General features: G+C 70.3%; 39 protein-coding genes and 1 tRNA gene. 16 read left to right on the plus strand and 24 right to left on the minus strand.

Features of this window, described 5'->3' with window-relative positions:
- The 14 genes from BLW84_RS14785 to BLW84_RS14850 form a co-directional block, all read right to left on the minus strand.
- The coding region (locus BLW84_RS14785) for an HNH endonuclease signature motif containing protein (RefSeq protein ID WP_143060950.1) at positions 1–188 on the minus strand (188 nt) is incomplete at its 3' end.
- Positions 185–577, minus strand: coding sequence for a hypothetical protein (locus BLW84_RS14790; RefSeq protein ID WP_093265790.1), 393 nt, complete (start codon positions 575–577; stop codon positions 185–187). The genes BLW84_RS14790 and BLW84_RS14785, both read right to left, overlap by 4 nt.
- Complete coding sequence (locus BLW84_RS14795; RefSeq protein ID WP_093265791.1) at positions 574–939, minus strand: hypothetical protein; 366 nt, start codon at positions 937–939, stop codon at positions 574–576. Before BLW84_RS14795 ends, BLW84_RS14790 begins: the two co-directional genes overlap by 4 nt.
- On the minus strand, positions 936–1,277 hold the full coding sequence (locus BLW84_RS14800; RefSeq protein ID WP_093265793.1) for a hypothetical protein: 342 nt from the start codon (positions 1,275–1,277) through the stop codon (positions 936–938). Before BLW84_RS14800 ends, BLW84_RS14795 begins: the two co-directional genes overlap by 4 nt.
- Positions 1,274–1,618 carry a hypothetical protein gene (locus BLW84_RS14805; RefSeq protein WP_093265794.1) on the minus strand — a complete coding sequence of 115 codons (345 nt, stop codon included), beginning with the start codon at positions 1,616–1,618 and terminating at the stop codon, positions 1,274–1,276. Before BLW84_RS14805 ends, BLW84_RS14800 begins: the two co-directional genes overlap by 4 nt.
- Entirely contained in the window at positions 1,615–2,187 is a 573-nt protein-coding gene (locus tag BLW84_RS14810) for a hypothetical protein (RefSeq protein WP_093265796.1), read from the minus strand. Before BLW84_RS14810 ends, BLW84_RS14805 begins: the two co-directional genes overlap by 4 nt.
- Positions 2,184–2,990 carry a hypothetical protein gene (locus BLW84_RS14815; protein WP_093265798.1) on the minus strand — a complete coding sequence of 269 codons (807 nt, stop codon included), beginning with the start codon at positions 2,988–2,990 and terminating at the stop codon, positions 2,184–2,186. Before BLW84_RS14815 ends, BLW84_RS14810 begins: the two co-directional genes overlap by 4 nt.
- A 172-nt stretch (positions 2,991–3,162) precedes the next feature.
- The gene (locus BLW84_RS14820; protein ID WP_177226477.1) at positions 3,163–3,726 is read right to left on the minus strand and encodes a hypothetical protein; all 564 of its coding nucleotides are present in this window, start codon (positions 3,724–3,726) and stop codon (positions 3,163–3,165) included.
- Positions 3,723–4,052 (minus strand): hypothetical protein, encoded by a 330-nt coding sequence (locus BLW84_RS14825; RefSeq protein ID WP_143060951.1) that lies wholly within the window; start codon positions 4,050–4,052, stop codon positions 3,723–3,725. Before BLW84_RS14825 ends, BLW84_RS14820 begins: the two co-directional genes overlap by 4 nt.
- Positions 4,049–4,483, minus strand: a complete 435-nt coding sequence (locus BLW84_RS14830) for a hypothetical protein (protein WP_093265801.1) — start codon at positions 4,481–4,483, stop codon at positions 4,049–4,051. Before BLW84_RS14830 ends, BLW84_RS14825 begins: the two co-directional genes overlap by 4 nt.
- On the minus strand, positions 4,480–4,689 hold the full coding sequence (locus tag BLW84_RS14835; RefSeq protein ID WP_093265802.1) for a hypothetical protein: 210 nt from the start codon (positions 4,687–4,689) through the stop codon (positions 4,480–4,482). Before BLW84_RS14835 ends, BLW84_RS14830 begins: the two co-directional genes overlap by 4 nt.
- Positions 4,686–4,988: a hypothetical protein gene (locus BLW84_RS14840; RefSeq protein WP_093265804.1), complete on the minus strand. Its 303-nt coding sequence runs from the start codon at positions 4,986–4,988 to the stop codon at positions 4,686–4,688. Before BLW84_RS14840 ends, BLW84_RS14835 begins: the two co-directional genes overlap by 4 nt.
- A 75-nt stretch (positions 4,989–5,063) precedes the next feature.
- A complete protein-coding gene (locus tag BLW84_RS14845; protein ID WP_093265805.1) occupies positions 5,064–5,285 on the minus strand; it encodes a helix-turn-helix domain-containing protein in 222 nt (73 codons plus the stop codon).
- A complete protein-coding gene (locus BLW84_RS14850; RefSeq protein ID WP_245761149.1) occupies positions 5,282–5,539 on the minus strand; it encodes a helix-turn-helix domain-containing protein in 258 nt (85 codons plus the stop codon). The genes BLW84_RS14845 and BLW84_RS14850 overlap by 4 nt, the downstream gene beginning before the upstream one ends.
- A 146-nt stretch (positions 5,540–5,685) precedes the next feature.
- Between BLW84_RS14850 and BLW84_RS14855 the strand changes: the two genes are divergently transcribed.
- Together BLW84_RS14855 and BLW84_RS14865 are read left to right on the plus strand one after the other, a co-directional pair.
- Positions 5,686–6,027, plus strand: a complete 342-nt coding sequence (locus BLW84_RS14855) for a helix-turn-helix domain-containing protein (RefSeq protein WP_143060952.1) — start codon at positions 5,686–5,688, stop codon at positions 6,025–6,027.
- A gap of 432 nt (positions 6,028–6,459) precedes the next feature.
- Positions 6,460–7,611 carry a tyrosine-type recombinase/integrase gene (locus BLW84_RS14865; RefSeq protein ID WP_093265810.1) on the plus strand — a complete coding sequence of 384 codons (1,152 nt, stop codon included), beginning with the start codon at positions 6,460–6,462 and terminating at the stop codon, positions 7,609–7,611.
- Positions 7,612–7,812: 201 nt separating this feature from the next.
- On the opposite strand, the gene BLW84_RS14870 is transcribed toward BLW84_RS14865, so the two are convergent.
- Positions 7,813–7,885, minus strand: a tRNA-Arg gene (locus tag BLW84_RS14870).
- 144 nt (positions 7,886–8,029) lie between these two features.
- Here BLW84_RS14870 and BLW84_RS14875 point away from each other — a divergent pair.
- Positions 8,030–10,081: an NB-ARC domain-containing protein gene (locus BLW84_RS14875; RefSeq protein WP_093265811.1), complete on the plus strand. Its 2,052-nt coding sequence runs from the start codon at positions 8,030–8,032 to the stop codon at positions 10,079–10,081.
- 6 nt (positions 10,082–10,087) lie between these two features.
- Here BLW84_RS14875 and BLW84_RS14880 read toward each other — a convergent pair whose 3' ends face one another.
- The 7 genes from BLW84_RS14880 to rpmB all read right to left on the minus strand — a co-directional run bounded on the left by BLW84_RS14880 (position 10,088) and on the right by rpmB (position 14,944).
- The gene (locus tag BLW84_RS14880) at positions 10,088–11,254 is read right to left on the minus strand and encodes a hypothetical protein (RefSeq protein WP_093265813.1); all 1,167 of its coding nucleotides are present in this window, start codon (positions 11,252–11,254) and stop codon (positions 10,088–10,090) included.
- A gap of 171 nt (positions 11,255–11,425) precedes the next feature.
- Positions 11,426–12,907 carry a GGDEF domain-containing protein gene (locus tag BLW84_RS14885; RefSeq protein WP_093266048.1) on the minus strand — a complete coding sequence of 494 codons (1,482 nt, stop codon included), beginning with the start codon at positions 12,905–12,907 and terminating at the stop codon, positions 11,426–11,428.
- Between the two features lie 86 nt (positions 12,908–12,993).
- A complete protein-coding gene (gene bluB, locus BLW84_RS14890; RefSeq protein ID WP_093265815.1) occupies positions 12,994–13,674 on the minus strand; it encodes a 5,6-dimethylbenzimidazole synthase in 681 nt (226 codons plus the stop codon).
- Positions 13,675–13,814: 140 nt separating this feature from the next.
- The gene (rpsR, locus tag BLW84_RS14895) at positions 13,815–14,054 is read right to left on the minus strand and encodes a 30S ribosomal protein S18 (protein ID WP_093265816.1); all 240 of its coding nucleotides are present in this window, start codon (positions 14,052–14,054) and stop codon (positions 13,815–13,817) included.
- Positions 14,055–14,057: 3 nt separating this feature from the next.
- A complete protein-coding gene (gene rpsN, locus BLW84_RS14900; RefSeq protein ID WP_093265818.1) occupies positions 14,058–14,363 on the minus strand; it encodes a 30S ribosomal protein S14 in 306 nt (101 codons plus the stop codon).
- Positions 14,364–14,540: 177 nt separating this feature from the next.
- A complete protein-coding gene (gene rpmG / locus BLW84_RS14905; protein WP_093265819.1) occupies positions 14,541–14,708 on the minus strand; it encodes a 50S ribosomal protein L33 in 168 nt (55 codons plus the stop codon).
- Entirely contained in the window at positions 14,708–14,944 is a 237-nt protein-coding gene (rpmB, locus tag BLW84_RS14910; protein WP_093265821.1) for a 50S ribosomal protein L28, read from the minus strand. The genes rpmG and rpmB overlap by 1 nt, the downstream gene beginning before the upstream one ends.
- A 97-nt stretch (positions 14,945–15,041) precedes the next feature.
- On the opposite strand from rpmB, the gene mrf reads away from it, so the two are divergent.
- The 12 genes from mrf (at position 15,042) to BLW84_RS14970 (ending at position 24,873) form a co-directional block, all read left to right on the plus strand.
- On the plus strand, positions 15,042–16,298 hold the full coding sequence (gene mrf / locus BLW84_RS14915; protein ID WP_093265822.1) for a ribosome hibernation factor-recruiting GTPase MRF: 1,257 nt from the start codon (positions 15,042–15,044) through the stop codon (positions 16,296–16,298).
- Between the two features lie 99 nt (positions 16,299–16,397).
- Positions 16,398–16,649, plus strand: coding sequence for a type B 50S ribosomal protein L31 (locus tag BLW84_RS14920; RefSeq protein ID WP_093265824.1), 252 nt, complete (start codon positions 16,398–16,400; stop codon positions 16,647–16,649).
- A gap of 103 nt (positions 16,650–16,752) precedes the next feature.
- Positions 16,753–16,905 (plus strand): 50S ribosomal protein L32, encoded by a 153-nt coding sequence (gene rpmF, locus BLW84_RS14925; RefSeq protein ID WP_093265825.1) that lies wholly within the window; start codon positions 16,753–16,755, stop codon positions 16,903–16,905.
- Positions 16,906–17,041: 136 nt separating this feature from the next.
- The gene (locus BLW84_RS14930; protein ID WP_093265827.1) at positions 17,042–17,737 is read left to right on the plus strand and encodes a response regulator transcription factor; all 696 of its coding nucleotides are present in this window, start codon (positions 17,042–17,044) and stop codon (positions 17,735–17,737) included.
- Positions 17,734–19,167, plus strand: coding sequence for a HAMP domain-containing sensor histidine kinase (locus BLW84_RS14935; RefSeq protein WP_093265829.1), 1,434 nt, complete (start codon positions 17,734–17,736; stop codon positions 19,165–19,167). Before BLW84_RS14930 ends, BLW84_RS14935 begins: the two co-directional genes overlap by 4 nt.
- A 146-nt stretch (positions 19,168–19,313) precedes the next feature.
- Positions 19,314–20,105, plus strand: coding sequence for a DeoR/GlpR family DNA-binding transcription regulator (locus tag BLW84_RS14940; RefSeq protein ID WP_093265830.1), 792 nt, complete (start codon positions 19,314–19,316; stop codon positions 20,103–20,105).
- Complete coding sequence (gene galT, locus BLW84_RS14945; protein ID WP_093265832.1) at positions 20,102–21,175, plus strand: galactose-1-phosphate uridylyltransferase; 1,074 nt, start codon at positions 20,102–20,104, stop codon at positions 21,173–21,175. Before BLW84_RS14940 ends, galT begins: the two co-directional genes overlap by 4 nt.
- A 99-nt stretch (positions 21,176–21,274) precedes the next feature.
- On the plus strand, positions 21,275–22,609 hold the full coding sequence (locus tag BLW84_RS14950) for a S1C family serine protease (protein WP_177226479.1): 1,335 nt from the start codon (positions 21,275–21,277) through the stop codon (positions 22,607–22,609).
- Between the two features lie 256 nt (positions 22,610–22,865).
- A complete protein-coding gene (locus BLW84_RS14955) occupies positions 22,866–23,366 on the plus strand; it encodes a MogA/MoaB family molybdenum cofactor biosynthesis protein (RefSeq protein ID WP_093266051.1) in 501 nt (166 codons plus the stop codon).
- A gap of 143 nt (positions 23,367–23,509) precedes the next feature.
- Complete coding sequence (locus tag BLW84_RS14960) at positions 23,510–23,794, plus strand: hypothetical protein (RefSeq protein ID WP_143060953.1); 285 nt, start codon at positions 23,510–23,512, stop codon at positions 23,792–23,794.
- 189 nt (positions 23,795–23,983) lie between these two features.
- A complete protein-coding gene (locus BLW84_RS50305) occupies positions 23,984–24,325 on the plus strand; it encodes an Imm1 family immunity protein (RefSeq protein ID WP_093265835.1) in 342 nt (113 codons plus the stop codon).
- A gap of 47 nt (positions 24,326–24,372) precedes the next feature.
- The gene (locus BLW84_RS14970; RefSeq protein WP_093265836.1) at positions 24,373–24,873 is read left to right on the plus strand and encodes an Imm1 family immunity protein; all 501 of its coding nucleotides are present in this window, start codon (positions 24,373–24,375) and stop codon (positions 24,871–24,873) included.
- Positions 24,874–24,975: 102 nt separating this feature from the next.
- Here BLW84_RS14970 and BLW84_RS14975 read toward each other — a convergent pair whose 3' ends face one another.
- A complete protein-coding gene (locus BLW84_RS14975) occupies positions 24,976–25,254 on the minus strand; it encodes an antitoxin (RefSeq protein WP_093265838.1) in 279 nt (92 codons plus the stop codon).
- 149 nt (positions 25,255–25,403) lie between these two features.
- Here BLW84_RS14975 and BLW84_RS14980 point away from each other — a divergent pair, with 149 nt between their 5' ends.
- On the plus strand, positions 25,404–25,589 hold the full coding sequence (locus tag BLW84_RS14980) for a hypothetical protein (protein WP_177226480.1): 186 nt from the start codon (positions 25,404–25,406) through the stop codon (positions 25,587–25,589).
- A gap of 13 nt (positions 25,590–25,602) precedes the next feature.
- Here the strand turns inward: BLW84_RS14980 and mscL are convergent, their stop codons facing one another.
- Positions 25,603–26,064, minus strand: a complete 462-nt coding sequence (mscL, locus tag BLW84_RS14985) for a large conductance mechanosensitive channel protein MscL (RefSeq protein ID WP_093265841.1) — start codon at positions 26,062–26,064, stop codon at positions 25,603–25,605.
- Between the last annotated feature and the right edge of the window lie 8 nt (positions 26,065–26,072).

The following is a 26,072-nucleotide window of genomic DNA, read 5'->3' on the forward strand; positions in this document are numbered from 1 at the left end:
CCGCACAGCAGCAGCAGGTTCGACGCGGTGTTGGTGGCCGGGTCGGTGCTGCCGCCCATCTGCCGGGGACGCCGGTGGTGCAGGTTTGCGCCGCGGTGGGTTCCGCAGCGTTCGCACACTGGCCAGCCGCCACGATCAGCGCGCTGCGTCACGATTTCGCGGGTGCGGGCAGTCAGGGCCTTGCTCATGCCGGCACCTCGACCCGGGACGGCTGCAAGAACATCCGGGTGCCACGCTCCGGCCGCTCGAAAAGCCCATCCATGCCACGCGGTTCAGGCTTCGGCCGCGGTTCGCCGCCGCCGTCGCCAGGCGCGCGGTATTCGATGCAGGTGTACTGCTGCCCGATCGAGTACCGGCCGTGTTCGTCGCGCGGCCCGTCGAGGAATTCGGCCGGGGTACGGCCGAGCTGGGCAACGAGGATGATCGGGCAGCCGTTGTTGCTGATGCCGTTGCGGAACGGGGCATCGCGCAGGCAGTTGTCGCACCACGCCGCCATCCAGCCGTAGCCCTCGGTGCCGTTCGAGAACGGGGAGCCCTCGCGGGCGCGGTTCCACACCTCGTCGTAGTCGATGCTCATCGGCCCACCCCGGTCTCGACGCCGTACATCAGCCGCACCGAGGCGCCGACGGACTGCCAGGCACGCAGCTCGGCCTCGACGGCGCGGGCGGTGCGCTCGGCGTACCGCTGCGCGATTTCGGCGGTCTCCGCCGCTTCCCGCTCGTCTTGGGTGGCGAGCTCGGCGGCGTACTTCTTTTCGTGCGCAGGGCCCTCGTGCGCGAGGTAGGCGCGCGAGTGCGCGGCGTCGTACTCCCGTCGCAGCCGCTTCGCTTCGCGCTCGGCGTCAGTGGTGACGGTGACGCCCTTGTGGATGCGCTCGGCACAGGCGCGGATGTTCTGCTCGATCTGCACCGGGTTCAGCGGCGCGTCTGGCGCGGTCATGCGGCTGACTCCGATGCGGTCGCAGCGATCCAGGTTCCGTTGCGGGATCCGCGGCGCGCCCGTCGTTGGCTGGCGTAGTCGCCGCAGCGGACGATCAGCCCATCCCGGGCGGCGCAGCCGATGACCGACGGAAGTAGGTTCGGGCGGTCCTCGTCGGGTTCCCCGGCGGCCTGGCGGATGTCGTCGGCGGTGAACGGCGTGCGGGCGGCGACGAGCTCGGCGAGCGCGGTTTCGAGCCGGTGTCGGTAGTCGCGGTGGCCGGCGGTGGCCGCCGCGAGTGCGGCGGCCTGCCCCTCGTGCCGGTCGGCCAGGCCCAGCGCGAGCTGCCCGGCGCTCACCGGCGAACCTCCATACCGAGCGTGGCAGTCGGGTGGAAGCCGACCGGAATGCCGCGTGCGTGCTGGTCGTGCCATTCGTGCAGGAGTTCCCACACGTCGTCGCCCGCTTCCCACGCTCTGCCAAGCCGTTCAGCGACTCGGCGCGCGCGGTCCGGTGCGATCTGCTCCAGCTCGGCCATGAGCGCGACGATGGCCAGCGCGTTGACGGGCACCAGGGCCCGCAGCAAGTCGCGGGCGGTCTCCAACGAGACATCCTCGGCGTAGTGGAGGTCGAGGGCTTTCGTTCCGTGGCGCAGGAAATCGCCGGTGATCGCGCTCGGCGTGTTCGGTGAGGGCTTCACTGGTCCCCTCCGTTGCTGCGGCGCATGGTGCGCTTCGGTTCGAGGTGCTTGAGGTAGTCGCGCAGCGTCGTCTCGTCGGCGCTGGTGAAGTCGCCGCCCTTGCTCCACGCGGTGAAGTTCTCCGCAAGCGACCGGTAGTCGTCGCCGTGGATCCAGCCGCGTTCTTCGGCTTTGGCCCAGATCGCGCGCTTGAGTTCCAGCAGCCGAGCCGACCCCCGGCCGCTGGTCTCCTCGGCCGAGGCGATGCCGCGCCGGGTGTCGGCGGCGAGCGCGGCGACGATCGCCCGCCCCCACGCCGAGGTTTCCGCGTTCTGCAACTCGGCGTCCTTGGTGTAGTCGTCGCGGCCGGGGAACGGCTCGTAGGCCATACCGATGCCCGGCAGCTGGTCGTGAGGCGATCGGTAGGCGGCGGCCACGACCACGATGTAGATCTGCTCGCCCAACTGCTCGATCCGGTACGGCACCGCAGGGTCGGCAGGTCGCAGCGAGCCGGCCGGGTACTTCTCCCGGAACTCGACGATGCGGGTCGCGACGTCGTTGTAGGTCTCGGCGTCGAAGTCCGTGCTCACGCGGCATCACCCACCGGCCGCGTCAGCGGGGCGCCGATCAGCTTGTCCAGCTTGCGGCCCTGCACGTTGGACACGTAGTTGGCCTGCGCGGCGAGGTACTTCGCGAACGCCTCGCCATCGGCCTGCACCGGGATCAGCTGGTAGTCATCGGGCTGGATGTGCAAGATGTAGGCGGCATCCACGGGGATCATCGGCTGCTCGACGCCGTCGGCATCAAGGAAGACCTCGGCGTGGCGGTAGGCAGCGACCTGCAGCGCGTACTCGCCGTAGATTCCGTTGCTGGTCTTGTAGTCCACCAACACCCGGCCCAAGGCGGGGATGTCCTGGATCGAGTCGAGGGTGCCCGCGTAGCCGTGGGTCCGGTTGGCGACGGCGAGTTCTTCGTGGACGGTCGTGGGGTTGAAGTCCTCGATGTAGGCGGCATATCCGCGCACGTACGGTTCGAGGTGTTCGGGCACCTCGATCTCGTCGCCCTTGATGTAGCGCTCGGCCAACGCGTGAACCTCGGTACCGCGCACGCGGGCCGCGTCGCGACGCTCGTTCGGAAGTTCCTTGAGGTAGCTGATCGCGGGGCCGTTGCCGTCCCTGTCGATCATCCGCTTGAGATCCCAGATGTTCGTCACCGCGTGCTCGGCCACCAGGCGGGCGGCCCAGCGCTTCAGCGCGTCGTCCTTCGGGATGCCCTTCAACGCGGTCGTGACACCGATCGCCCACTTCCCGTCGATCTTGTAGCGGTGGTAGTTCGGGTAGTCCACCCGCACGATTCCCCGCACGAGCCGTTCGCGGGGGCTGGTCCTGGTCATGCTCGGAAGTCCTTTCGCGGCGCGAGGCAGCAGTGGAGGGGTTCGGGGGTGGCGCAGAGCGGGCAGGCGATGTGGGCCGGGGCCCGGCCGTCGAGGGGCTGAACCTCGACGGCTCGGCGGCCCTCGCACAGCGGGCAGGCGGCCGGCTGTGCGAAGGTCACGACGAGCGCGCTCACGACGCCGCCACCGGGTCTTCGTCGAGGGCCCGCACGGTGACGCAGGGACACGGGATCGGGTCCTCGTAGGCGTCGACCCCGCATGCGGGGCAGTTGCCGTACTCGTCGGGCTGGTGCAGCTTGCGCACTGCGGCGATCGCGGCGCGCAGCCGTTCGACCTCGGCCACGAGCCAGTCGATGTCGGCGCGGCTGTGCTCGATGAACGTCGCGTCGGGGTTACGGATGCCGCTGATGTCGGCCCGGTAGACCGCGGGATCCTTGCGGCTGTGGGCGTTCGGGGCGACCTCGAAGCGGGCGATCTGGTCGGCGTCGGCCATGAGTCCGGAGCTACCGAAGTCGTGCCAGCTCTGCGGGCTGTGGCTGAACGTGCGGCCGTCGGCGAAGCGAGGGCGAGCGGACTGCATCCCCCAGCGGGCGAAGTCCATCACGATCTGCCTGCCCCAGTACTTCGTGGACAGATAGATGTGTCGCACGTCGGTGTTGCCGAACCAGCCCCAGGGGCCGGGGGTCGCGGCGGCGGCGCGGGCCTTAATCTCGTCGAGCCGGTCGGTGGTGGTCATGCCTTACCCCCTGTCCATCCGATGTCTTCGGCGTAGTGCCACTTCCCGGCGTGTCCTTCGTGCAGCAGGCAGCGGAAGACTTGATCGCGGATTTCGGGGTCGAGCTGTGTGTGGTGGCTGTAGGGCTTGCGGGTGGCGCGGCACTGTGCCGCTTCGGGCTCCCACCATTCGCCGGGCTGCTCGGGGTTGTCGGCGCTCCACGAGCACTCGCAGTCTTCGCAGTCGAAGGTTCGATCGGGGCTCGCGTTGGTTTCCTCGCTGCACATCGCGCACGGCGGCGTTTCGAGGGTGAGTCCGGGCGGTGCGGGGCGGGTTGGGATGCTCATGCCGACACCGCCTCGGCGTCGGCGGCCAGCAGCGGAGCGCACCGCCACTCGACCGTTTCGACCTCTTCGGTGACCTCGACCAGCGGCACTACGACCGACGGATCCGGCACCTTCCGCGTCACGGTCTCCGTGCCGGTGACCACCCGCTCACACACCGCGCCGCGGTTGCCGAGAGCCTTTGCCTTGAACGGTCCCCACGAGATCGTGAGGTTGTAGAGGGTCTCGCCGATGTCCTTCTCAACCTTCGCGCCGTGCTTCAACGCGGCGCGGGCGATCGCGGCCATCTCCTCGGCGCTCTTCGGATTCCACACGTTGATGCCGAAGAATCCGTCGAGGTAGGTAGCCGGAATTTCGGGGTGTGCCTCGATCATGTCGGCGAGGGCGCGCAGGCCGGCGGCCTGCTGCTGGGCGAGCGTGTCGGTGTGGGTCATCGGGTCACCTCGGCAAGATCGGTGGTCACAGCGGGCGGGGTGGGGTTCGGCGGCAGCTGGCAGGGGCGCAGCCGCAGGTCGTTGTGGATCACGTGGCGGTCGCTGTCGACGTAGCGGGCGGGGTGGGCGCAGACGGCGCACGGGGCGCCGAGCAGCGGCAGCAGCACCGGGCCGTACAGCAGCGGGGCGGACTCGACGGCGGTCACCGGGTCACCGCCGCGAGCTGGTCGGCGATCCGCAGCCGCGCCGCCGCGTGGTAGGTGCAGAACGCGCGGTCGACGTAGCCGCGCACTTCCCACGCCCCGGGCTCGACGCAGGGGGTCCAGTTGCCGCCGGCGCAGTTGCGGCCGGGCAGTGTGAGCCATGCGCGGTTGTCCTGCTCGACCAAGTCGTGGTCGGCGTGGGAGCGGGACACGATGAACACGTTCAGGGCCTCAAGGAAGGTCGACGAGACGTCGGTGCGTTCGGCGTCGGTTTCCGGCGGGATAGGCTTTGTTGCAGCCATTGAGAGCTCCTATCTCTCGTGGTAGCGGGTCGCCGCGCTCTTGGAGGGGAGCGGCGGCCCGCGTTTTTGTTGGGGCTAGGCGGTTTTGCGCCCGCGAGCCAAGGTGGTCGTGCAGCCGCAGGCATCGGTTTGAGGAAGGCCGGTCACCCACGCATCAGCGACGGGTTCGGCGATCCGCCAACGTGCTCCGCGGCGCGGCTGGTGGCCGTGGAGTTGGCCGGATTCCAGCGCCCGGTAGACGGTGACCACGTGGTGCCCGGTGTGGTCCGCGACGTCGGCGGGGGTCAGCCAGCTCACGCCGCGTCCTTGGCGGCGTCGATCGCGAAGAGGTCTTCGAAGCGAGCGCCAGGCAATGCGCGGAGCAGCCCGGCGATCACGACCGGGCCCGGGGCGATACGGCCGGACAGGACGCGATTGACGGTGGTGTGCTGCACGCCCATTGCTCGGGCGAGCGCGTAGTTGCTGTGAAGCCCTGCGGCGGCCCGGCGCTGGTTGAGCGCGTCGGTGCGGATGTGGATAGGGCCCGATTTCGGGGCCGATGCGATGTGCATGAGCGCACGGTAGCACGTGCGTGCGCGCACACGCATCAAATGTGCGCGTCCGCACGGAGTAATTACATGGGTGTAATTCAGCTCGGAGAGTGGTCTACGCCTCGAAGGGCTGCCTGTGCGTGCGTGCAAGCTCCTACTATGTGCGCATGAGCACATGGTGGAAGTGGGTCGAGCGCCAGCTCGACGAACGCGGCCTAACTCGTGCTGACTTGATCAGGGGCACTGGCATCGACCACACGCGCGTGAGCCGTTGGGCCACTGGCAAGGGTGGTGTCGGCGTCGATGCCGTGCGCACTGTCTGCGAGTACCTTGATCGCCCGATCTGGCACGGGCTTGTGGCGGCCGGGATTCTGCTTCCTCATGAGGTGCCTGGCGGGCTTCCGGCGCCGGTCAGTCTGCGCGACTTCTCGGCCGACGAGCTCGGTCGCGAGGTGGCGCGCCGACTTGCCGAACTCGAACTTTTGGGCGAATCGTCCCAGGGTTCGTAATTGTTACCGCAGGCAGAGGTGATGATGAGCGCACGGGGTCCCCCGTTCCGGCTAGTGCTCGAACACTCGTTCGCGTGCTCCAATGCGCATAGGGCATTAGGAGTCCACGATGGAATGGGGCAGAGGCAAGTGAGCGGGGACAGCGAATCGGACGGTGCACAGGTCCGGCAGATCGGGTACGCGAGCACGCGCAATCCGCATTGGTCGATCCAGGTCTGCACCGAACATCACCGATCACCCCGCCGAGAACACCTCGTGACGCTGACCCTTGAGGGGGCCGCCGGGGTCGAACCGATCGAACTCACGACGGACCAAGCGATCACGCTTCGTGACCTACTCGACAAGGGCGCCACCGAGTAGCCGGCACGCAATCTGAGCGCGCCCACGCAGGCGCGCTTTTTCTTTTCTCGCAACAGAAAAGGAGGTGTTTGCATGGCATGGTCAGAGAAACGACCGAACGGGCGCTACCGCGGCGCGTACCGCGATCGCGGTGGAACCATCCGTTATGTCAGGGGAACGTTCAGCCAGCCCGCAGAGGCCAAACGCGAGGCGCACGAGGCCGAGAACAGCCAGCGCAGACCAGGCGCGATCAACCTGGACGGCGCGCGTATGCCCTGGGGCAGCTGGGTCGACCAGTGGTTAGGCGACTGGACGGCAGAACCGTCAACCCGAGCTCGTGCTGTGTCCTGCATCGAGCAGCACATCCGACCCCATTGGGGTGCGGTGCCGCTCGATGAAATCGAGTCCGACGCAATCAAGTCGTGGGTGAAGCTGCTCCGAAAAACGCAGGCCAAGGGCACAAAGAAGGGAGAGGAGCCAAAGCTGCTCGCACCCCGCACGATCAACAAGATCGTCACCACGTTCGGCACCACGCTCCGGGGTGCGGTCGACAGGCGCCTGCTCGCGGTCTCGCCGAGCGCCGGGATCAAACTGGAGACGGTCACCGCGGACGACGAGTACTTCATGACGCGCGCCGAGGTGGCACGGTTTCGCGAAGTCGCAGCAGAGGACAGCGAACAAATCGATCTGCTGATCGACATCGGCACCGAGACCGGTCTGCGATGGGGCGAACTCGCCGGGCTGCACCTGGAACGCGTCGACACCAAGCGACTCGTGATCCAGGTGCAAGAGGTCTGGGACAAGCACAGCAATGAGATCAAGCCCTACCCGAAGGGGCGACGTCGCAGAGGTGTGCCGATCACCAGGCGTCTAGCCGGCCGCATCGACGACTACGTGGAGCGGAATCAGCCGAAGCGATGCCGGGCCCGCCACCGCGGTGGGGGACGTTGCACCGGGGCGTTGTTGCTGGCGTCCAAGGTCGGAACGCCGCTGAACTACGGGAACGTGCGTCGTCGGCACTGGGACTCCGTCGCGGAGCGCGCGGGGCTGGCGGGAGTCACGCCGCACGACATGCGGCACGCGTACGCGTCGTGGCTGATCCAGGATGGTGCCGGCGTCGAGATGGTGTCGGCGTTGTTGGGCCACAAGTCGTGGACGGACCACCATGCGCTACGCGCACCTGGCGGATGCCCGCTGGGCACAGGTGCGCGACATCATCGGAGGCCCGGAACCGACTCCGGATGAGCTGAGTTCCGATGTGATCGCCGCGGCGGTGCGCGCACTCGCCGAGGCGAAACCCGAGCGGTGGGCGGCGGTCGCCGCAGCCCTCGACGGGGAGCAGGAGCCCGACGCTGCCCCCATTTTGCCCCATTTGGGGGTTCTACCGGCGACGCCAAGATCATCGATCTGGCGTCCCGCCGCAGGTCAGCTGGCTGATCTGGCTTGCGCCCCCGGCAGGATTCGAACCTGCGACACCCGCTTTAGGAGAGCGGTGCTCTATCCCCTGAGCTACGAGGGCTTGGTCTTCGACCTCTCTCGGAGCGTACCTGGCTCGTCGGGGTCCTCCGACACCCGGTTGGCGTCCCCTGCGTCCCGCCTGTCGCAGGCTTCCGTCGCGTATCGTCAGGTGATCGTTACCGTTCGGCGCCACTGGGGTGGGTGTATGGGCAACGAGAACAGCGGTCCGGTGCGCAACCTCGTGCAGGCCGGGGCCATCCACGGCGGCGTGCACTTCCACGAGCAGCAGGCACCGGAGGCGCCCGGGCAGCTGTTGCCGGAGCCGGTCAACTTCGTCGACCGGGAGCCGGAGCGCGAGGCGCTCGACGCTTTGCTCGCCGAGGCTCGCGGGGCTCGGGCCGGGTGCGCCGTGATCAGCGGGATTCGCGGGGTCGGCAAGAGCGCCCTGGGCACTTACTGGTCGCATCGGGTGATCGATTCGTTCGAGCACGGCCAGGTTCGGTTCGACTTCGGGCTCGGGCAGCGGTCGCTCGGTGAGGCCGCCGAGCACTGCTTGCGTTCGCTCGGCGTGGCCGGGGACCGGATTCCGCTGTCGGACGACGACAAGATCGCCCTGCTGCGCACCAAGACCAAGGGCCGGAAGCTGCTGTTCTTCTTCGACAACGTGGGCGACCTCGCGCACGTTGCGAAGCTGCTGCCCGCCTCGTCGGAGAGCGTGGTGCTCTGCACGAGCCACCACGACGCCGCAGACCTGGTGCTGGACGGCGTTCGGCCCATTCGGCTGACCGCGCTCGGACCCGGCCATGCCCTCGACTACCTGCGGCGGAGCGGCCTCCGGGAGCGGATCGATGCGGAGCCGGTCGCTGCCGCGGAGCTCGTGGACCGGTGCGGCAGGCTGCCGCATGTCCTTCGCCTGGTGGCCGGGATGCTCCGGCGCCGGACGTCCTGGAGCATCGCGCGGGCGGTTCGGGAACTGTCCGACAAGCGGAGGCGGCGCGATCACCTCCACGAGGCGTTCGCGGCGCTCGACCTGGCGGTCGGGCAGCTCCCGCGGGCCGAAGCGGAGCTATACGCGTGGCTCGGGGTGTTCCCCGGCGCGGTGTTCTCGGCGGGGGCGGTGGCGGCGTTAGCCGATCTCGCCGAGTTCGATGCCGAATCCCGTCTCGCCGAGTTGCACAGGACTTGTCTGGTGGAAGAGAACGACCAAGAGCAGTTCCTCCTTCACGATCTCGTGGGCGAGCACGCCTCCGAAGCCGCTCGGGCGCTCGGCGCCGCGAGGCGCGACGATGCGTTGCGGCGCCTCGTCGGGTGGTATCGGCGGCAGGGCGCGTTCGCCGATCGGATGGTGATGGAACCCAGTCGGCTCCGCGTCGTGGACGACGAGGTCGACGGGGAGAACCCGTTCGGCACGCGGGAAGAAGCGCTGGAATGGTTGGAGCGCGAGCGCGTCAACATCCTCGGCATGGTGCGGCTGGCCGGCGAAAGCGAATTGCACGTCGACGTGATCGCGCTCTGCGACGGTCCACTGTGGGCGTTGCACAACCAGCACAAGCACTACTCCGACACGCTGCAGGCGCTGGCATCGGCCATCGAGTCCGCAGCGGCGATCGAGGACCCCGTCGCGGAAGCGCGGATGCGGAGCCTGCGCGGTCAGCTGTTGATGGAGTGCGGCGAGCTCGACGAGGCGCACGAGGAGTGCGCTAAGGCGGTCGCCGCGGCCGAGCGGGCCGGACATCGGCGAATCCTGGCCTCCGCACTGGAGTTCCAGGGCAAGGTGCTGCACGCGCGCGACGAATTCGCCGAGGCCATCGGGAACTTCGAGCGGGCCCGGCGGCTCAACGAGGAGCTGGGGCGGCGTCGCGGCATGGCGCTGCAGGAGTACCTGATGGGCAAGTCGCTGTCCGGGCTCGGCCGGCACGACGAGGCCCTGACCGTGCTGGGGACCGCCCTGGACCGGCTCGCGGAATTCCCCGAGGACACGCGGACGCCCGGCCGGATCGGCGTCGCGACGGCTCGGGCCCACCAGGCGCTCGGGCAGCACGAGCAGGCCGTTTCGGCGCTTCGCGAGGTCATCGCCGCGACGCGGGAACGGCAGGCATCCTTCGACCTCGCCGAGCCGTTGGAGCTGATCGCCGACTCGCTCACCGCGACCGGGCAGCCGGGCGCGCGGGAATGCCTGGCGGAAGCGCTGGAGATCTACGAGCAGGCCGAGAGCCCGAAGGCGGAGCGGGTGGCCCGCAAGCTCGGCGACGGGTGAGGCGCGTCAGCCGGGGCTGAACAGGTCCACCGGCGCCGCCGGGGCGGGCCACGGCGGCTCCGGGAGGTCCAGCTGCCGGTAGATGAGGCCGCGCAGGCGTTCGCAGGCGCGGTCTTGGAAGGCCAGGTCCGCGAGCTGCTGGTGGTCCGGGACCGGTCGCGCCGAGTCGATCTGCGCCCGCAGGTCTCCGGTTGTGTCCAGGCGCTTCGCCCGCTCGCCCAGCAGCGCCATCGGGGAGCCGGGCACCACCTCGCCGGTGCCGAAAGCCGCTAGCAGCAGCGGTTTTCCCAGCGCTGCGGCGTAGCACGACAGCGAGCCGTGATCCGAGATCACCACGTCCGCGGCGACCAGCGCGGCCTGCCACTTGCGCAGCCTGGGCACCAGGACGAGCCCGTCCCGCAGGGCGGCCTGCAACCAGGTCCGGATCTGCAGGCCCTCGTGCCTGCTCCAGATGTTCGGGTGCAGCACCAGGGCGACCTGGTAGTCGGCCGGCAACGCGGCGACCAGATCGCGGGCCAGCCCGCCCTGCCGGCCGAACAGCGAATGCGGGCCCCAGGTAGAGGCGAGGACCACGAGCTTCCGCCTGCCGGTGCCGAGGGCCGCGCGGTACTGCTCGCGCATCGGCAGGCTGGCCTGCAGGCGCGCGAAGCAGGGATCGCCGATCACCTCGGCGCGCGGGGCTGCTGCCGGGCAGTCGCGCCGCAGCGCGATCAGCTGGCTCGGGTGGGAGAGGCCGACGACCGCCGGGACCACCCGGCCCTCGTGCATCAGCTGCGCGGCGGACAGGCCCGAAACCTCTTCCGCCACACCGGATTCCGTGGCGCGGAGCTTGTGGTGCCCGGCGCCGTGCGGCAGCGTCAGCACCGGCATCTCCAGCTCGTGCAGCGGGCCGTTGCCGCTCGGCGAGATCGCGAGGTCGAAGTCCTTGCCGATGGCCTGCTCCCAGTCCGCGACCCGGGCCTGCGTGCGGTGCAGTTGGTCGGTGAGGTTCGCGGCGAACTCCGAGCCCGCCGCCACCGCGAAGCGCGTCTCCACCCGCATGTCGTCGGCGAGCACTGGGAGCACGTCCAGCAGGCGATCCAGCGCCGTCAGGGTTCGCACGACGCCGAGCACCCGGCGCTCCACCGGCGCGGTGTCCCAGCGCTCCGCCCGCTGCGGCTCAGCGGACGGCATGGCCCACCGCCGGGCTTCCGGGCTTCCGGGCTTCCGGGCTTCCGGGCTTCCGGGCTTCCGGGCTTCCGGGCTTCCGGTGTCGATTTTACCTTGCCGCGCAGGGAAAAACCGTCGCTCGGGGATCGCGGCGCGGTGGACATGGCGATCGATCCTAATCGAGCCGGATGCGCCTCAACTCGTGGTCGAGCTGTCCGCGGTCCGGTCGCCATCGATCTCCCACCGGTTGCGCCCGCCCCTCTTCGCCCGGTACAGCGCGATGTCGGCGGCGGCGAACAGGTGCTCCAGGTTCGCCGGACCCGCCGCGACGCCGATGCTCACCGTCGGCGCCTTGGTGAGCCGCCCGAGCACCAGCCGCCAGTCGTGCCGCTGCACTGAGGCGCGGATCCGCTCGGCGACGATCGGCCCGGCGTCGCGGGACTCCTCGGTGGCGTCGACGAGCAGCACCACGAACTCGTCGCCCGCCCAGCGGCAGATGAGGTCGTCGCCGCGGCATTCGCGGCGCAGCAGGTTCGCGACCTCCTGCAGCACCACGTCGCCCGCGGTGTGCCCGGCGAGGTCGTTGACGTCCTTGAACCAGTCCACGTCCAGCAGCAACAGCCACGGCACCCGGCCGGCCGCCGCAGTGCTCTCCAGCAGCATTGGCGCGCGCCGTTCCAGGCCGAGGCGGTTGGTGAGGCCCGTCAGCGGGTCGCGCAGCGCGGCTTCGCGGGCGGCCAACGCCATGCGCTGCGCCTGCACGGCCACCCGGCGCTGCTCCAGCGCCTGCCCCAAGCCCTCCTGCAGCACGTCCACCGCCGTGCTGCTCGCGGCGACCGTTCGCCGCAGCGCGGCGGACTCGCCGACCGGGTCGGACAGCGCCTCGCAGATCGCCGCGAGGTCGAGGGAGAACTGCATCATCAGCATGGTGTCGCGGATCGTTCCGGCGCCTTCCAGCGCACGGCTGGCGAAGGTGCGGGCCTCCTCCAGCCGGTTCTGCTCGCGGCGCACCACCGCCAGCACCCAGTTCGCTATCGCCGTGGTGAACCAGTCGTCGGCGCCGCGCCCCAGCGCCAGCGCCTCCAGGGCGGCCCGCTCGGCGGCGGCCGTCTCGCCGACGCCGGCCAGCGACCGCGCGAACCCGGCCAGCGCCGCGCGTTTCACCTGCCCGGGCTTGGCCAGCCCCTGCGCCTCGTCGAAAAGGTCGCGGGCCAGCTCGAACTGCGCCCTGCTGGTCTCGTCGGGTCGGGTCACGGCGCGGAACACCCGGGCGTTGCCCTCCCGGCTCAGGCAGTGCGCCAGCGCCGCCTGGTCGTCGGAGTCGCGGGCGATCTGCACCGACAGCGCCATCAGCTCCAGCGCCGGGCCGCGGTGGCCGATGGTCTCCAGCAGGTAGCCGAGCATGCTGATGGTGTGCGCGGCCGCCGAGCCGTCCGGGCGGTCGACGTCGAGATCGGTCCAGCCCTCGGCGATCAGTTCCAGGGCGAGCGGGATGCGTCCCAGCCGCCACGCCAGCGACGCCCGGTGCACCAGCACGGTCGGGCGGTTCCAGTGCTCGCCGACGTCGCTGGCCCCGGCCTGGATCAGCTCGTCGAACGCCGCGTTCGCCTCGGCGAAGCGGCCGGAGTCCAGCAACAGCCGCACGTGGCGGTCGTGGGTCGGCAGGTGGCCGACCATCAGCGGATCATCCTGCTGCACCGCGTCCTCGCAGGAGCGCACCTAGTCGAAGTGGAACCGCGTGCCGAAGCGGTTTCGCGTCCAGGCTACCGGCTGCGACCTTGTCCGTACTTGTCGTAGTGCACGACCTGTTCCAGCGGCAATCGCTGTCGCCAGCCGTGCCGCTCCAGGTCCGGCGTGTCGGCCAGGGATCGCACCGGCCCTACGCACAACCATGCCACCGGGCGCACTCCCTGCGGAATGCCCAGCAGCCGGCGGAGGAACTCCTCGCGGTAGAAGCTGACCCAGCCGACGCCCAGTCCCTCGGCGGTGGCGGCCAGCCACAGGTTCTGGATGGCCAGGCACACCGAGTACAGGCCGGCGTCGGCGATCGCGTGGCGGCCGAGCACCTGCGGTGCGCCGCGGTTCGGGTCGTAGGTGACGGCGATGCCCAGCGACGATTCCACGATGCCCTCGACCTTGATCTTGGCGAAGGTCTCGGCGCGTTCCCCGTCGAGCCGGGCGGCGAAGACGCTGCGTTCGGCCAGCACGTGCTCGCGGAAGGCGCGGCGGGTGGTGTCGTCGCGGACCAGGACGAAGTCCCACGGCTGGGATAGTCCGACGCTGGGCGCGCTGTGCGCGGCGGTCAGCACTCTGCGCAGCATCGGGTCGGGGAGCGCGGCTCCGGTGAACTCCCGGCGCACGTCGCGGCGGCGGTTGATCACGTCGTAGAGGTCGGCTGCGGGGGCGGTGTCGGTCAACTTGGAGGCGCGTCCGGCGATCGTCATTGCCGACCATCCTGCCGCTGGCGCCGAAGGCCGCGGGGGGAGGGGCACCGGCGGAGGGTTTTGCCTGCTCAGGTGTCGTGAGCGGTTTGGAGTGCCATGGCGCTCCAAACCGCTCACGAGCATCTACCTGGTCAAATGGTTCATTTCCGGCCGTTCGCGGGGTAGGGGAGCAGGGCCATCTCGCGGGCGTTCTTGATCGCCCGCGCCACCTCGCGCTGCTCCTGCACGGTCAGGCCGGTGACGCGACGGGAGCGGATCTTGCCCCTGTCGGAGATGAACTTCCGCAGCAGCGCGGTGTCCTTCCAATCCACCTGGACGACGCCTTCGCGCTGGAGCAGGTTCGGCTTGCGGCGCACGCTGCGCCGGTCGTTGTGCACCACGGCTCACCAACTCGACTTCGTCACGCCGGGCAGCTCGCCGGCGTGCGCCAGCTCGCGCAGCCGCACCCGGGAGACGCCGAACTTGCGGAAGTAGCCGCGCGGACGCCCGTCGACGGCGTCCCGGTTGCGCAGGCGAACCGGGCTGGCGTCACGAGGCTGGCGCTGCAGCTCGCGCTGAGCGGCAACGCGTTCCTCCGGGTTGCTGCCGGGCGCGACGATGATCTGCTTCAGCTCGGCCCGCCGCTGCGCGTACCGGGCGACGATCTCGCGGCGCTGCTCGTTGCGCGCGATCTTGGACTTCTTGGCCACTCGGCCGTTCCTTTCGGTATTCGCTCGTGAGCGATGGCTCCGGCAAGAACCGGCACAACCACTCACGAGCAGCGACAGGGGGATGGGAGGACGGCTCCCGGCAAGCAAGCGGCACTGCCGCTGGGCCCGCCCGCGCAACTCGCATCGCCGCGCGAGGCGAGCCTGGAAGCCCATCGCTCAGCGTTCTTCGCGGAATTCCACGTGCTTGCGGGCCACCGGGTCGTACTTGCGCAGGACCAGGCGGTCCGGGTTGTTCCGGCGGTTCTTGGTGGTCACGTACGTGAAGCCGGTGCCTGCGGTGGATCGCAGCTTGACCACCGGGCGGACGTCGGTGCTCTTGGTCATCAGACGCGTTCCCCTCGCGCTCGCATCGCGGCCACCACGGCCTCGATGCTCTGCTTCTCGATGGTCTTCATTCCTTTCGCCGAAACCCGCAGCCGGATCCAGCGGCCTTCGGACGGCAGCCAGTAGCGCTTCCGCTGCACGTTGGGCAGCCAGCGGCGGCGGGTGCGGTGGTGGGAGTGGGAGACCTGGTTGCCGTAGCCGGGTTTCTTCCCGGTCACCTGGCAGCGGATGGACATGACCTTCCTCTCGATAATGACATCCATTTTCATTTTGCTACCGACGAGGGTAGCGTGTGTCCGCGTCAGATGAAAACCATTGTCGATTGAGGTGGGGATGGGAACCGAGTCGTCCGCGAACCGGCGGACTCCGCTGATCATGGTGGCCGGGATCCGCGCGGAGCAGGTCGCGGCGGCAGCCGGAGCGGCGTGGCGCGAAGACCCGATGGGCACCGCGCTCGTGCACCACGACCTGCGTGAAGTCACCCAGGGCGTGGTCCGGCGCCTGGTCCGGCACGGAGACGCCGAGACCACCGAGGTGCTGGAGTTGGCGCACGGCTGCGTGTCCTGCACCCTGCGCCTCGACATGCTGCCGCTGCTGCGCAGGCTGGCCGCCACGCCTGGCGTGGCGCGGATCGTCGTACAGCTCGATCCGGCGCTGGAACCCGAAACGATCTGCTGGGCGCTGCAGAACGTCCTGGTGGACGATCGCCCGCTGGTCGACGACGTCGACGTCGGAGCCGTCGTCACCACGGTCGACCTGGCCACCTGGCTGGCCGACGCGACCGGCGAGGAGGAGCTCGTCGAGCGCGGCCTCGCCGGCAGCGCCGACGACGAGCGCACCGTCGCCCAGGTCGCGGTGGGGCAGGTCGAGTTCGCGGACGCCATCGTGCTCGCCGGCCGCGCCGGCGACCGGTGGAACCAGGTGCGCACCGAGGCGGTGATCGCCCGGCTCACGCCCAACGCCCCTGCGGCGCACCTGGACGACCTGGAGCTGTCCGCGCTGCTGGCCGAGGTGCCCGCCGACGCGCGGCGCGGTGCGGTCGACGGGCCGCAGGGCCGGTTGCTGCGCGGACAGCCGTCGCTGGACGCCGACGCGGGAGTGTCGGTGGTGCTGTTCGAGGAGCGGCGGCCGTTCCACCCGGAGCGGCTGCACGAGGCGATCGACGTGCTGCTGGACGGCGTGGTGCGCGCCCGTGGCCGGGTCTGGGTGGCCAGCCAGCCGGACGTCGCGCTGTGGGTGGAGTCCGCGGGCGGCGGGCTCGGCGTCGCGCACGCCGGGCCGTGGCTGGCCGCGCTGGAGCCCGGCGACTGGGCGGGCGTCTCGGCCGAGCGGCAGGTCAGGGCCTCGCTGACCTGGGACGACTACTACGGCGACCGGATGCAGGAGCTGGTCGTGATCGTCCACGAGGCCGATCCGCGGGACATCGTCCGCGCCCTGCGCCGCGCCCTGCTCACCGACGACGAGCTCGCCGCGGGGCAGCGGGCGTGGGCGAGCTACGACGACCCGTTCGGCGAGTGGCACACCGATCCGTGCGGTGACGACCCGGCGGAGACCACCGCGGACGCCGCCGGCGAGACCGGCAGCCGCTAGCGGGCGCGGGGAGGGAGGGCGATTTCGCGCGAAATCGCCGCGCCTCGTACGGGGCTCGTCCCGCAGCGACCAGTTTCGAACGACCCAGGAGGAGAACTCGTGAAACCCGGGATCCATCCCGAATACCGGCCGGTCGTGTTCCAGGACCGCACCACCGGCGACCGCTTCCTGACCCGCTCCACCGCCACGTCCGACGTGCGGACGGAGTGGGCGGACGGCAACGCGTACCCGCTGATCGTGATCGATGTGACCGCTTACTCGCACCCGTTCTGGACCGGCAACCAGCGGGTGCTCGACACCCAGGGCCGGGTCGAGAAGTTCCGCCGCCGCTACGGCGACCGGACCCGCTGACCGGCGGCCTCGCGCCCGAGCCGTTTCGAGGTGAACGGCCCGTTCGCCTCGGTAGCAGAGGTGAACAGGCCGTTCACTCCACCCGAACTACGAGAGGACCGACATGGCCGTTCCCAAGCGGAAGATGTCCCGCAGCAACACCCGCCACCGCCGAGCGCGGTGGAAGGCGACCGCGCCCGACCTGGTGCCGATCGTCGTCGACGGGGAGCGCAAGCTGGTGCCGCGCGCGCTCATCCGGCACTTCCAACAGCGATGACCGAACCGGCGCGCGCGATCACCCAGGGTGATGGTGCGTGCCGGAATGGCACTCGGTTGGAGATGGATGTCACGCGGTGCCGCGACGCACGGCGGGTTCTCAGCTGCTTCTCAGGGCCAGGGGTAACACTGTGCCCATGCGCATCCTCGTCGTCGACGACGATCGTGCCGTGCGGGAATCGCTGCGAAGGTCGTTGCAGTTCAACGGATACCAGGTCGAGCTCGCTGCGGACGGTCAACAGGCATTGGACTTCTTGGCGGGCAACCGCCCGGACGCCATGGTGCTCGATGTGATGATGCCGCGCCTGGACGGCCTGGAAGTCGCGCGCCGCCTCCGCAGCACCGGCGACGATCTGCCGATCCTGGTGCTCACCGCGCGCGACGCCGTGTCCGACCGGGTCGCCGGGCTCGACGCGGGCGCCGACGACTACCTGCCCAAGCCGTTCGCGCTCGAAGAGCTGCTGGCCCGGCTCCGCGCCCTGCTGCGCCGCGCCAGCCCGCCCGAGTCGGGACTGGACGAGCAGCCTGCCGCGTTGCGCTTCGCCGACCTGGAGCTGGACCCGGGTACCCGCGAGGTCCAGCGCGGCGAGCGGTCGATCAGCCTGACCCGCACCGAGTTCGCCCTGCTGGAACTGCTGATGGCGCACCCGAAGCAGGTGCTGACCCGCAGCCGCCTGCTGGAGGACGTGTGGGGCTACGACTTCCCGACCTCGGGCAACGCCCTGGAGGTCTACATCGGGTACCTGCGTCGCAAGACCGAGGCCGAGGGTGAGTCGCGGCTGATCCACACCGTCCGCGGTGTCGGCTACGTGCTCCGCGAGACGCCGCCGTGACGGTTCCCGCACCGCCCCCGCCGGACCTGGAGCCGCAGGAGCGTCCGAAAGGCCGGTTCCAACGCGTCTCCCTTCGCAATCGCGTCACCTGGCTGGCTGCGGTCTGCGTCGCCGGCGCGGTGGCGCTGGTGTCCGTCGCGGCCTTCGTGACCGTGCGGGACAGCCTCTACCAGCAACTGGACGACAACCTCGTCGAGCGCGCCGTGGAGGCTGCGGAGGGCCCGCTGGTGCGCACCGCCGACCTGCAGCAGGTGCCGGTGGCGTTCTTCGTCGCCCAGAACTTCAAGATCAGCGTGCTCTCCGCGGACGGCGTCGTGGTCGGCCCGGCCGACCGGCCGCCGATGAGCGTCGACGAGCTAGCGGTCGCCAAGGGCGAGTCCCGGGAATCGCTGCGCACCGATCAGCGCACCAACAGCCGGGTGGTGGCGGTGCCGACCGGGCAGAACGCCGCGCTGGTGATGTCCACGTCGATGGACCCGACGCAGCGGACGCTCGCGCAGCTGAGCGTGGTGCTGGTGGTGATGGGCGGCGCCGGGATCCTGCTCGCGGCGGCCGCCGGGACGGCGGTGGCACGCGCCGGGCTGCGGCCGGTGCAGCGGCTCACGGCGGCCACCGAGCGCGTCGCGCTCACCGGCGACCTGCGGCCGATCCCGGTCGGCGGCGACGACGAGCTGGCCCGGTTGACCACCAGCTTCAACCGGATGCTCGGTGCCCTGGCCGAGTCGCAGGAGCGGCAGCGACGCCTGGTGGCCGACGCCGGGCACGAGCTGCGCACGCCGCTGACCTCGCTGCGCACCAACCTGGAGCTGCTGCTGATGGCCTCGGCCCGGCCGGACGCGCCGGAGCTGTCCGAGCAGGACCGGGCGGAGATGTTCGCCGACGTCCAGGCCCAGGTGATGGAGCTGTCCGCGCTGGTCGGCGACCTCGTCGAGCTGGCCAGGGAGGACACCCCGCAGGCCGTGCACGAGCCGGTGGACCTGGTCGACGTCGTGGAGCGCGCGCTGAGCCGCGCGCGGCGCCGCGCCCCGCGCATCGAGTTCGACGTCCGCCTGGAGCCGTGGGTGATGATGGGCGACGCGACGGCGCTGGAGCGCGCGGTGCTGAACCTGCTGGACAACGCCGCGAAGTGGAGCCCGGACGGCGGCCGGGTGCGGGTGGACCTGCATCCCGAGCCGACCGGCGGCACCACCGTGCTGGAGGTCGCCGACAGCGGCCCCGGCATCGCGGCCGCGGACCGGCCGTACGTGTTCGAGCGCTTCTACCGCTCCTCCGACGCCCGGACCCTGCCGGGCTCCGGGCTGGGCCTGTCGATCGTCAAGCAGGTCGCCGAGCGGCACGGCGGCACGGTCTGGGCGGGCGAGGCCCCCGAGGGCGGCGCGCTGCTGCGCATGACGCTGCCGGGCAGCCCCCAGTACATCGAACAGCAATGAACAGCAATGCCCCGGGCGCTGTGCCGGAGCAGGCGGCATCGGCCGGTAGCTCGTTCGGGTAGTGTTGGTTCTTGTTTGCTTGGGCTGCGCGGCCGGAGCACCTCACGGGCCCGCGCGTCCGTTCGACGCTCTGAGGGGACGGTGCTGTGCTCGCGCGGCAACGCCAGGAAGTGATCCTCGACGAGGTGCGGCGCACCGGGGCGGTGCAGGTCGGCGAGCTGGTGCTCCGGCTCGGCGTGTCGGACATGACGATCCGCCGCGATCTCGACGCGCTCGCCCGGCGCGGCCTGGTGGAGAAGGTCTACGGCGGCGCCACCTCGACGATCGGCCGCAGCACCGACGAGCCGGGCTTCGAGGCCAAGTCGGTGCGCCAGCTCGCCGAGAAGGAGGCGATCGCGCGGCTGGCCGCCGAGCAGGTCCGGCCGGGCACCGCGATCGGCCTGTCCGCAGGCACGACCACCTGGACGCTCGCGCGCCACCTCGACGACGTCGCCGACCTGACGGTGGTGACCAACTCGGTGCGGGTCGCCGACGCCCTGCAGCAGCGCGGCCGCACCGACCGCACCGTGGTGCTCACCGGCGGCGTCCGCACCCCGTCGGACGCGCTGGTCGGGCCGGTCGCCGTGCAGGCGCTGCGCTCCCTGCACCTGGACCTGGTGTTCCTCGGGGTGCACGGGATGGCGCCGCGGGCCGGCTTCACCACCCCGAACCTCAACGAGAGCGAGACCAACCGGGCGCTGGCCGAGGCGGCCGGGCGGCTGATCGTGGTCGCCGACAGCACCAAGTGGTCGACCGTCGGGATCTCCACGATCGTCGACTTCGACGAGGTCGATCTGCTGATCAGCGACCAGGGGCTGCCGGTCGACGCGCGCGAGCTGCTGGCCGAGCACGTCGAACTCCTGCTGGCCGATCAGCGGGGTGTGGAGGAGGAGCGGTGAAGCGCACGGCGCGACGCCTGGCCGACGGCCGGGAGATCATCTACTTCGACGCCGACCCGGCGCAGGAGCGGCTGGCCGAGGACACCAGGGCGCTGCCACCGCAGGCCCCGGCGTCGGAGATGCGGCGCGACCCGCTGACCGGCGAGTGGGTGGCGATCGCGGCGCACCGGCAGACGCGGACCTACAAGCCCCCGGCCGAGCTCTGCCCGCTGTGCCCGAGCGTGCCCGGACGGCCCACCGAGATCCCGGAGCCGGACTACGACGTCGTCGTCTTCGAGAACCAGTTCCCGTCGTTCGCGCAAGGCGTTCCCGGCGATGAGTCCACTGTGGAGGGATTGCCGATGGTGCCGGCCTCGCCCGCGCGGGGCCGCTGCGAGGTGGTGTGCTTCACCGCCGACCACGACTCGTCGTTCGGCGCGCTCAGCCCGGCCCGGGTGCGCACCGTGGTGGACGTCTGGGCGGACCGCACCGCCGCGCTGGCCGAAACGCCCGGCGTGGAGCAGGTGTTCTGCTTCGAGAACCGCGGCGAGGAGATCGGGGTCACGCTGCACCACCCGCACGGCCAGATCTACGGCTATCCGTTCGTGACGCCCAAGACGGAGAAGATGCTGCAGGTCGCCGAGAAGTACCTGGCGCAGCACGGGAGGCACGTGCAGGGCGACGTGCTCGCGGCCGAGCGCGCCGCGGGCGAGCGGGTGGTCGTCGACTCCGAACACTGGACCGCGTTCGTGCCTGCGGCCGCGCGGTGGCCGGTCGAGGTGCACCTCGTGCCGCACCGCCAGGTGCCGGACATCGCCGCGCTCTCCGACGCGGAGCGCGATGACTTCGCGGTGACGTACCTGGACGTCCTGCGCCGCCTCGACGGCCTCTACGACCGCCCGCTGCCCTACATCGCGGCCTGGCACCAGGCGCCGGTGCGCACCGGCCGGGAGCTCTCGTGGCTGCACCTGGAGGTCTTCTCGGTGCTGCGCTCGGCGGACAAGCTGAAGTACCTCGCCGGTTCGGAATCCGGCATGGGCGTGTGGATCAACGACGTCACGCCGGAGCAGATCGCCGCCCGGCTGCGGTGAGCGTCGACCGGTCGCAGATCACAGTTCCCCGACCGGTTTTCAGGCTGTCGCACAGCCTAGTCTCAGGGACTTCTCAGCCGCCTGGAGCAGAGTGGAGCCATGACCGATCACACCCCGGGCTACTCCGGTGAGCAGCCGGAAGAACCGAAGCCGCAGGCGGACGGGCCTGTCGCGGGCACCGGCGACACGCCACCTGCCGGGGTTCCGCAGCAGCCCCACCAACAGCCCCAGCAAATGCACGCCCAGGCCGCGCAGCAGCCCCAGCCCGCCGCGCAGCCGCCGCATGCGACGCAGCAGCTCCCGCACGCGCAGCCCTGGCCGTCCGGCGGCTACACCGCCGCGGCCCCAGTGCCGCAGCAGCGGAACCGGTTCGTCGGGCTGGCCGCGGGCGCAGCGGCTCTCGCGCTGGTGGCGGGCCTCGTCGGCGGCGGCATCGGCGGATACGTCGGGTACCAGCTCGGCGGTGACAAGGGCGCCGTGACGTCGCTGGACCAGCCGCGCCCGGCGCGCAGCGCCAGCACCGCACCGGTGGGCTCGGTGCAGCAGGTCGCGCAGAAGGTGCTGCCCAGCGTCGTCCAGCTGCAGCTGGTGACCGCGCGCGGCGGCGGCGAGGGCTCCGGGATCGTGATCAGCAGCGACGGCTACATCCTCACCAACAACCACGTCGTCGAGGGCGCCCAGAACGGCCGGCTCACGGCGCTGTTCCACGACAACCGCTCGGCGCCGGTGCGGGTCGTCGGCACCGACCCGAAGTCGGACCTCGCGGTGGTCAAGGCCGACATCACCGGCCTCACCCCGGCCGATCTCGGCCGCAGCGACGACCTGCCGGTCGGCGCGCCGGTTGTGGCCATCGGCTCGCCGTTCGGCCTTTCCGGCACCGTGACCAGCGGCATCATCAGCGCCAAGGACCGCCCGGTGCGGGCCGGTGGCGAGTCGGGCAGCCAGGACACCGTGCTCAACGCGCTGCAGACCGACGCCGCGATCAACCCCGGCAACTCCGGCGGCCCGCTGGTCGACATGGACGGCAACGTGGTGGGCATCAACTCCGCGATCTACAGCCCTGGGTCGAGCCAAGATGGGGCCGGCTCGGTCGGGCTGGGCTTCGCGATCCCGATCGACCAGGCCAAGCGGATCTCCACCGAGCTGAAGGACACCGGCTCGGCCACCCAGACCACGCTGGGCGTGGTGATCACCAACTCGCAGCAGCAGTCGGGCGCGCAGGTCCGCGACGTCACCCCGGGCGGGCCCGCCGAGCAGGCCGGGATCCGGTCCGGCGACGTCATCACGAGGATCGGCGACCGGGCGGTCCTGGACACCGACTCGCTGATCGCCGCGGTCCGCTCGCACGCGCCCGGCGATCGGCTGCCGATCACCGTCACGGGCCCGGGCGGGGACCGGACCGTGGACGCCACCCTGGCCGGCCAGAAGGGGTGATCCGAACGCGCGGCCGCTCGCCGGCCGCGTTCCGCGTCGACCGTGCCGGGTCCGCTCTGCCCCCTCCGGGCGGCCCGGCGCGATCGGCGCCGCAGGCTTCGCAAAACGGTCGAAAACCGCTCGAGGGCGTTGCAGAACTGGGAGGAACATGTCCGACGAAACAGGCACCGTGGTTCCGCGGCGGGCCGTGCGAATGGTCGATCTCACCGGCTCGTTGGATCTGAACGGGGCACTCCTTGGCACTACGGTTACCAGCATGGAACGCAGCGCGCAGCGGTTGGGCCGGGCCCTCGTCGTCGTGGTGGACGACCGGGTCGCCCAGGGCGAGCAGGAAGACAACATCGGTCCGCTGGTGACCGAGTTGCTGGAGGAAGCCGGTTTCATCGTCGACGGCACCGTCGCGGTGGCAGGGGAAACAGTGGACATCCGCAACGCGCTGAACACCGCGGTGATCGGCGGGGTCGACGTGGTGATCACGGTCGGCGGCACCGGGGTGTCGCCGCGGGACGTCACGCCGGACGCGACGGCGGGCGTGCTGGACCGCCCGATCCCAGGCATCGCGGAGGCCCTGCGGGCCTCCGGCCTGGCGGCGGGCGCGGTCGAGGCGGGCGTGTCGCGCGGCCTGGTCGGGGTCTCCGGCAGCACGCTGGTGGTGAACCTGGCGGGTTCCCGGGCCTCGGTCCGGGACGGCATGGCCACCCTGACGCCCCTGGTGACCCACGTGATCGAACAACTCTCGGGCCTGGAATCGGCCTGACCTGGGTGAAACACAACGGTGGCGGCTCCCGGCCGGGGGCCGCCACCGTTGTTCTGTCGGTGATACCGGGCACACTCGCGACCATGAGACGACGCCAGCGCGCTCATGCGGGCAAGGGCTGAACTGTGTCGGCCCTGGAGAGGGTGCTCGCTGACGTCGACGCGGCCCTCATGGGGATCAGCACTGGTCAACAAGGCATCGTGCACGCCCAGGAATGCCTGGACGAAGCCGGCCGGCCCGACGGGTTGGGCATGTTGCTCGGTTCCCGGGATGAGGGCGCACTGCACGCCCTGGAATGTGCTGATCGGGCGGCCAACGAGCTCGTCCGGCTCCACCAGATGCTGAGCAAGATCCACGACGCAGTTACTCCAGTGGCGCCAGTCGATCAGCGGAAAGCCGGTCGAAGATCGAAAACCGTCGACTGGTGAGAAACCGGAGATCGTGCCCGCCAGGGCCTCGCTTGCGTACGACGAACGGATCGGCCGCACGGAGCGGATCGCCAGCCGAACCGGCTGGGACAACAGCGGTGGACAGATCCACGGGACATGGCTTGATCGCTACGGGAAGGAGCACCGACTCGCCAGCGGGCAGCATCTCGAGGATGGTCGACGAGACAAGTGGGCGGTGGTGGCAGAGACGCGCGCGAAGAAGCTCGGCATCGGCAGGCCGCCTGGGCGTGCGGCCATCTCCGATCACATCGAGATCAAGTTCGGGACGGTTCCCGAGGGGCCATCTGGTACTGGGGCGAGGGGGGTGCGACGCAGTGCTTCACGCGAGGACCAGGCCCAGTTGAGCGGCCTTGGTACCACAACACCGAGTTCCCGCCCTATTGCGAGATCCCGGCGAGCGACGTCCGCGCGGCGGTCAAGGAGTTCCTGCGGACAGCACGCCAGCCGAAGTGCGTCGGCTGGCAGTACGACCCCGCGTACACGGCAGTTTCGAACGAGCCTGGCTCCTGAGCCCGTTCGGCACGGCGCAGTCGGTGGTGTCAGACAAACTGGCGGCCATGCTCAGCACTGATCTGCCCACCTACGTTGACCCCGGATGGCGCCACGCCAGCTCGTCGGTGGAAATGGAGCAGGCGATCAGCGACGCGCTGGACAAGGGCGATTGCAACACCGCGGGGTGGTTGCAGTTCGGCCGGGACGTCGCGGCGGACCAGCCCGGTGATCACCAGCTTCGGGTTGTTGCAGATCCAGGTTCCGGTTACGCGGCGTTGCTGTGGTTCCTCAACGTCGATCCCGAAGATCATCTAGGCGACCCACTCGCTCAGCACCTGTGGGTCACGTTCAACCCCGCGCCTCCGCTCGAGGCCCCTCGCTTGGCGAGTGACTACGACACGGACCACTACCACGACAGGTTCACGGTCATCCCGATCGAACAGGCGCGTGAAGCGCTGCGGGAGTTCTGCCGGAGCGGTGGGCAGCGGCCGACGTCGGTTCAATGGGTCGCCGGTGACTACTACGGCCGGATCATGCAGCGGCTTGCGGTGGCAGGCGCGGCATAGCGTGCACATGGCGCGGTGGCCTGACCAGGGTGAAACACAACGGTGGCGGCTCCCGGCCGGGGGCCGCCACCGTCGTGTTCTCACGGGCTTTTTCCGTTCGGGTCAGGGGGTTTTCGGCGGTTCCGCGCCGCCTTCCGGGCCCTTCTCGTCGGGGCCCTTCGGGGGCTCGCCGTCCGGGTGGTCGTCCCGCTTGATCATGCCCTCGACCTTGTGGCTGACGCTCTCGATCTTGTCGTGGTACTTCCCGCCGGTGGCCTTGTCCAGACTCGACTTGGCCGCGTCGAGCCCCTTCGCAGCGCTCGGACCTGCCTTCTCGGCCAGTTCTCCGGCCTTGCCCTTGGCCTGGTTGGCCAGTTCCTTGGCCTTGTCCAGGAAACTCATCTCTCGCCTCCCGTGGCTTTGACACCCGGTGAGCCACGCCTGGCGCCGCTCCCGCAGCCTCGACGTCTAGCAGCTTCAACTGTAACCGACTTCACACCTGCGTCCGGCAGTCCGTCCACGCAATCGTGGCGATGGGGGACGATGGAGGCGTGACCGCGAACGATTCCGGCAAGACCCCCGATCCCGCCGAGCGGGAACGGCGGCGCAAGCTCGCCGAGATCTTCGGCGACGTCCTCCCCGAGGCCACCTCCGACGACCGCCCGGACCGGGCCCCCGCAGGCGACGACGAGCGCTGGTACCGGGAGAACCGGCCGCCGCACCACGACGCGCGCTGAGCCCGGCGGGGGCTCACTTCTGCTGGCCGTTGCCCGAGACGCTCGTCTTCTCCTCGCTCACGGCGAGGCCCTCGACCTTCGGCAGGCCCTGCTCGCGGCGCAGCAGGTCGCGGATCTCCTGCAGCAGTTCGACGTCGGTCGGGTCGACCGGGGCCTCCTCCTGGCCCTTCTTGCGGCGCTCCGTGAGCTTCTTCATCGGCAGCACGAACAGGAAGTACACGACCGCCGCCGTGATGAAGAACGTGATCACCGCGTTGATCACCGCGGCGAAGTCGATGATCGACGCCTCGTTGCCGACGCGCAGCTGGATGCTCAGGCCGGTGACGTTGCCGCCCCCGGTGGCGGCGATGATCGGCTTGATGATGCTGGTGGTGAACGACGTGACCAGCGCGGTGAACGCGCTACCGACGACCACGGCGACGGCCAGTTCGATCACGTTGCCGCGCATCAGGAAGTCCTTGAAGCCCTTGAGCACGCTGGGAG

The organism is Saccharopolyspora shandongensis, from assembly GCF_900106995.1.
GTDB lineage: Bacteria > Actinomycetota > Actinomycetes > Mycobacteriales > Pseudonocardiaceae > Saccharopolyspora > Saccharopolyspora shandongensis.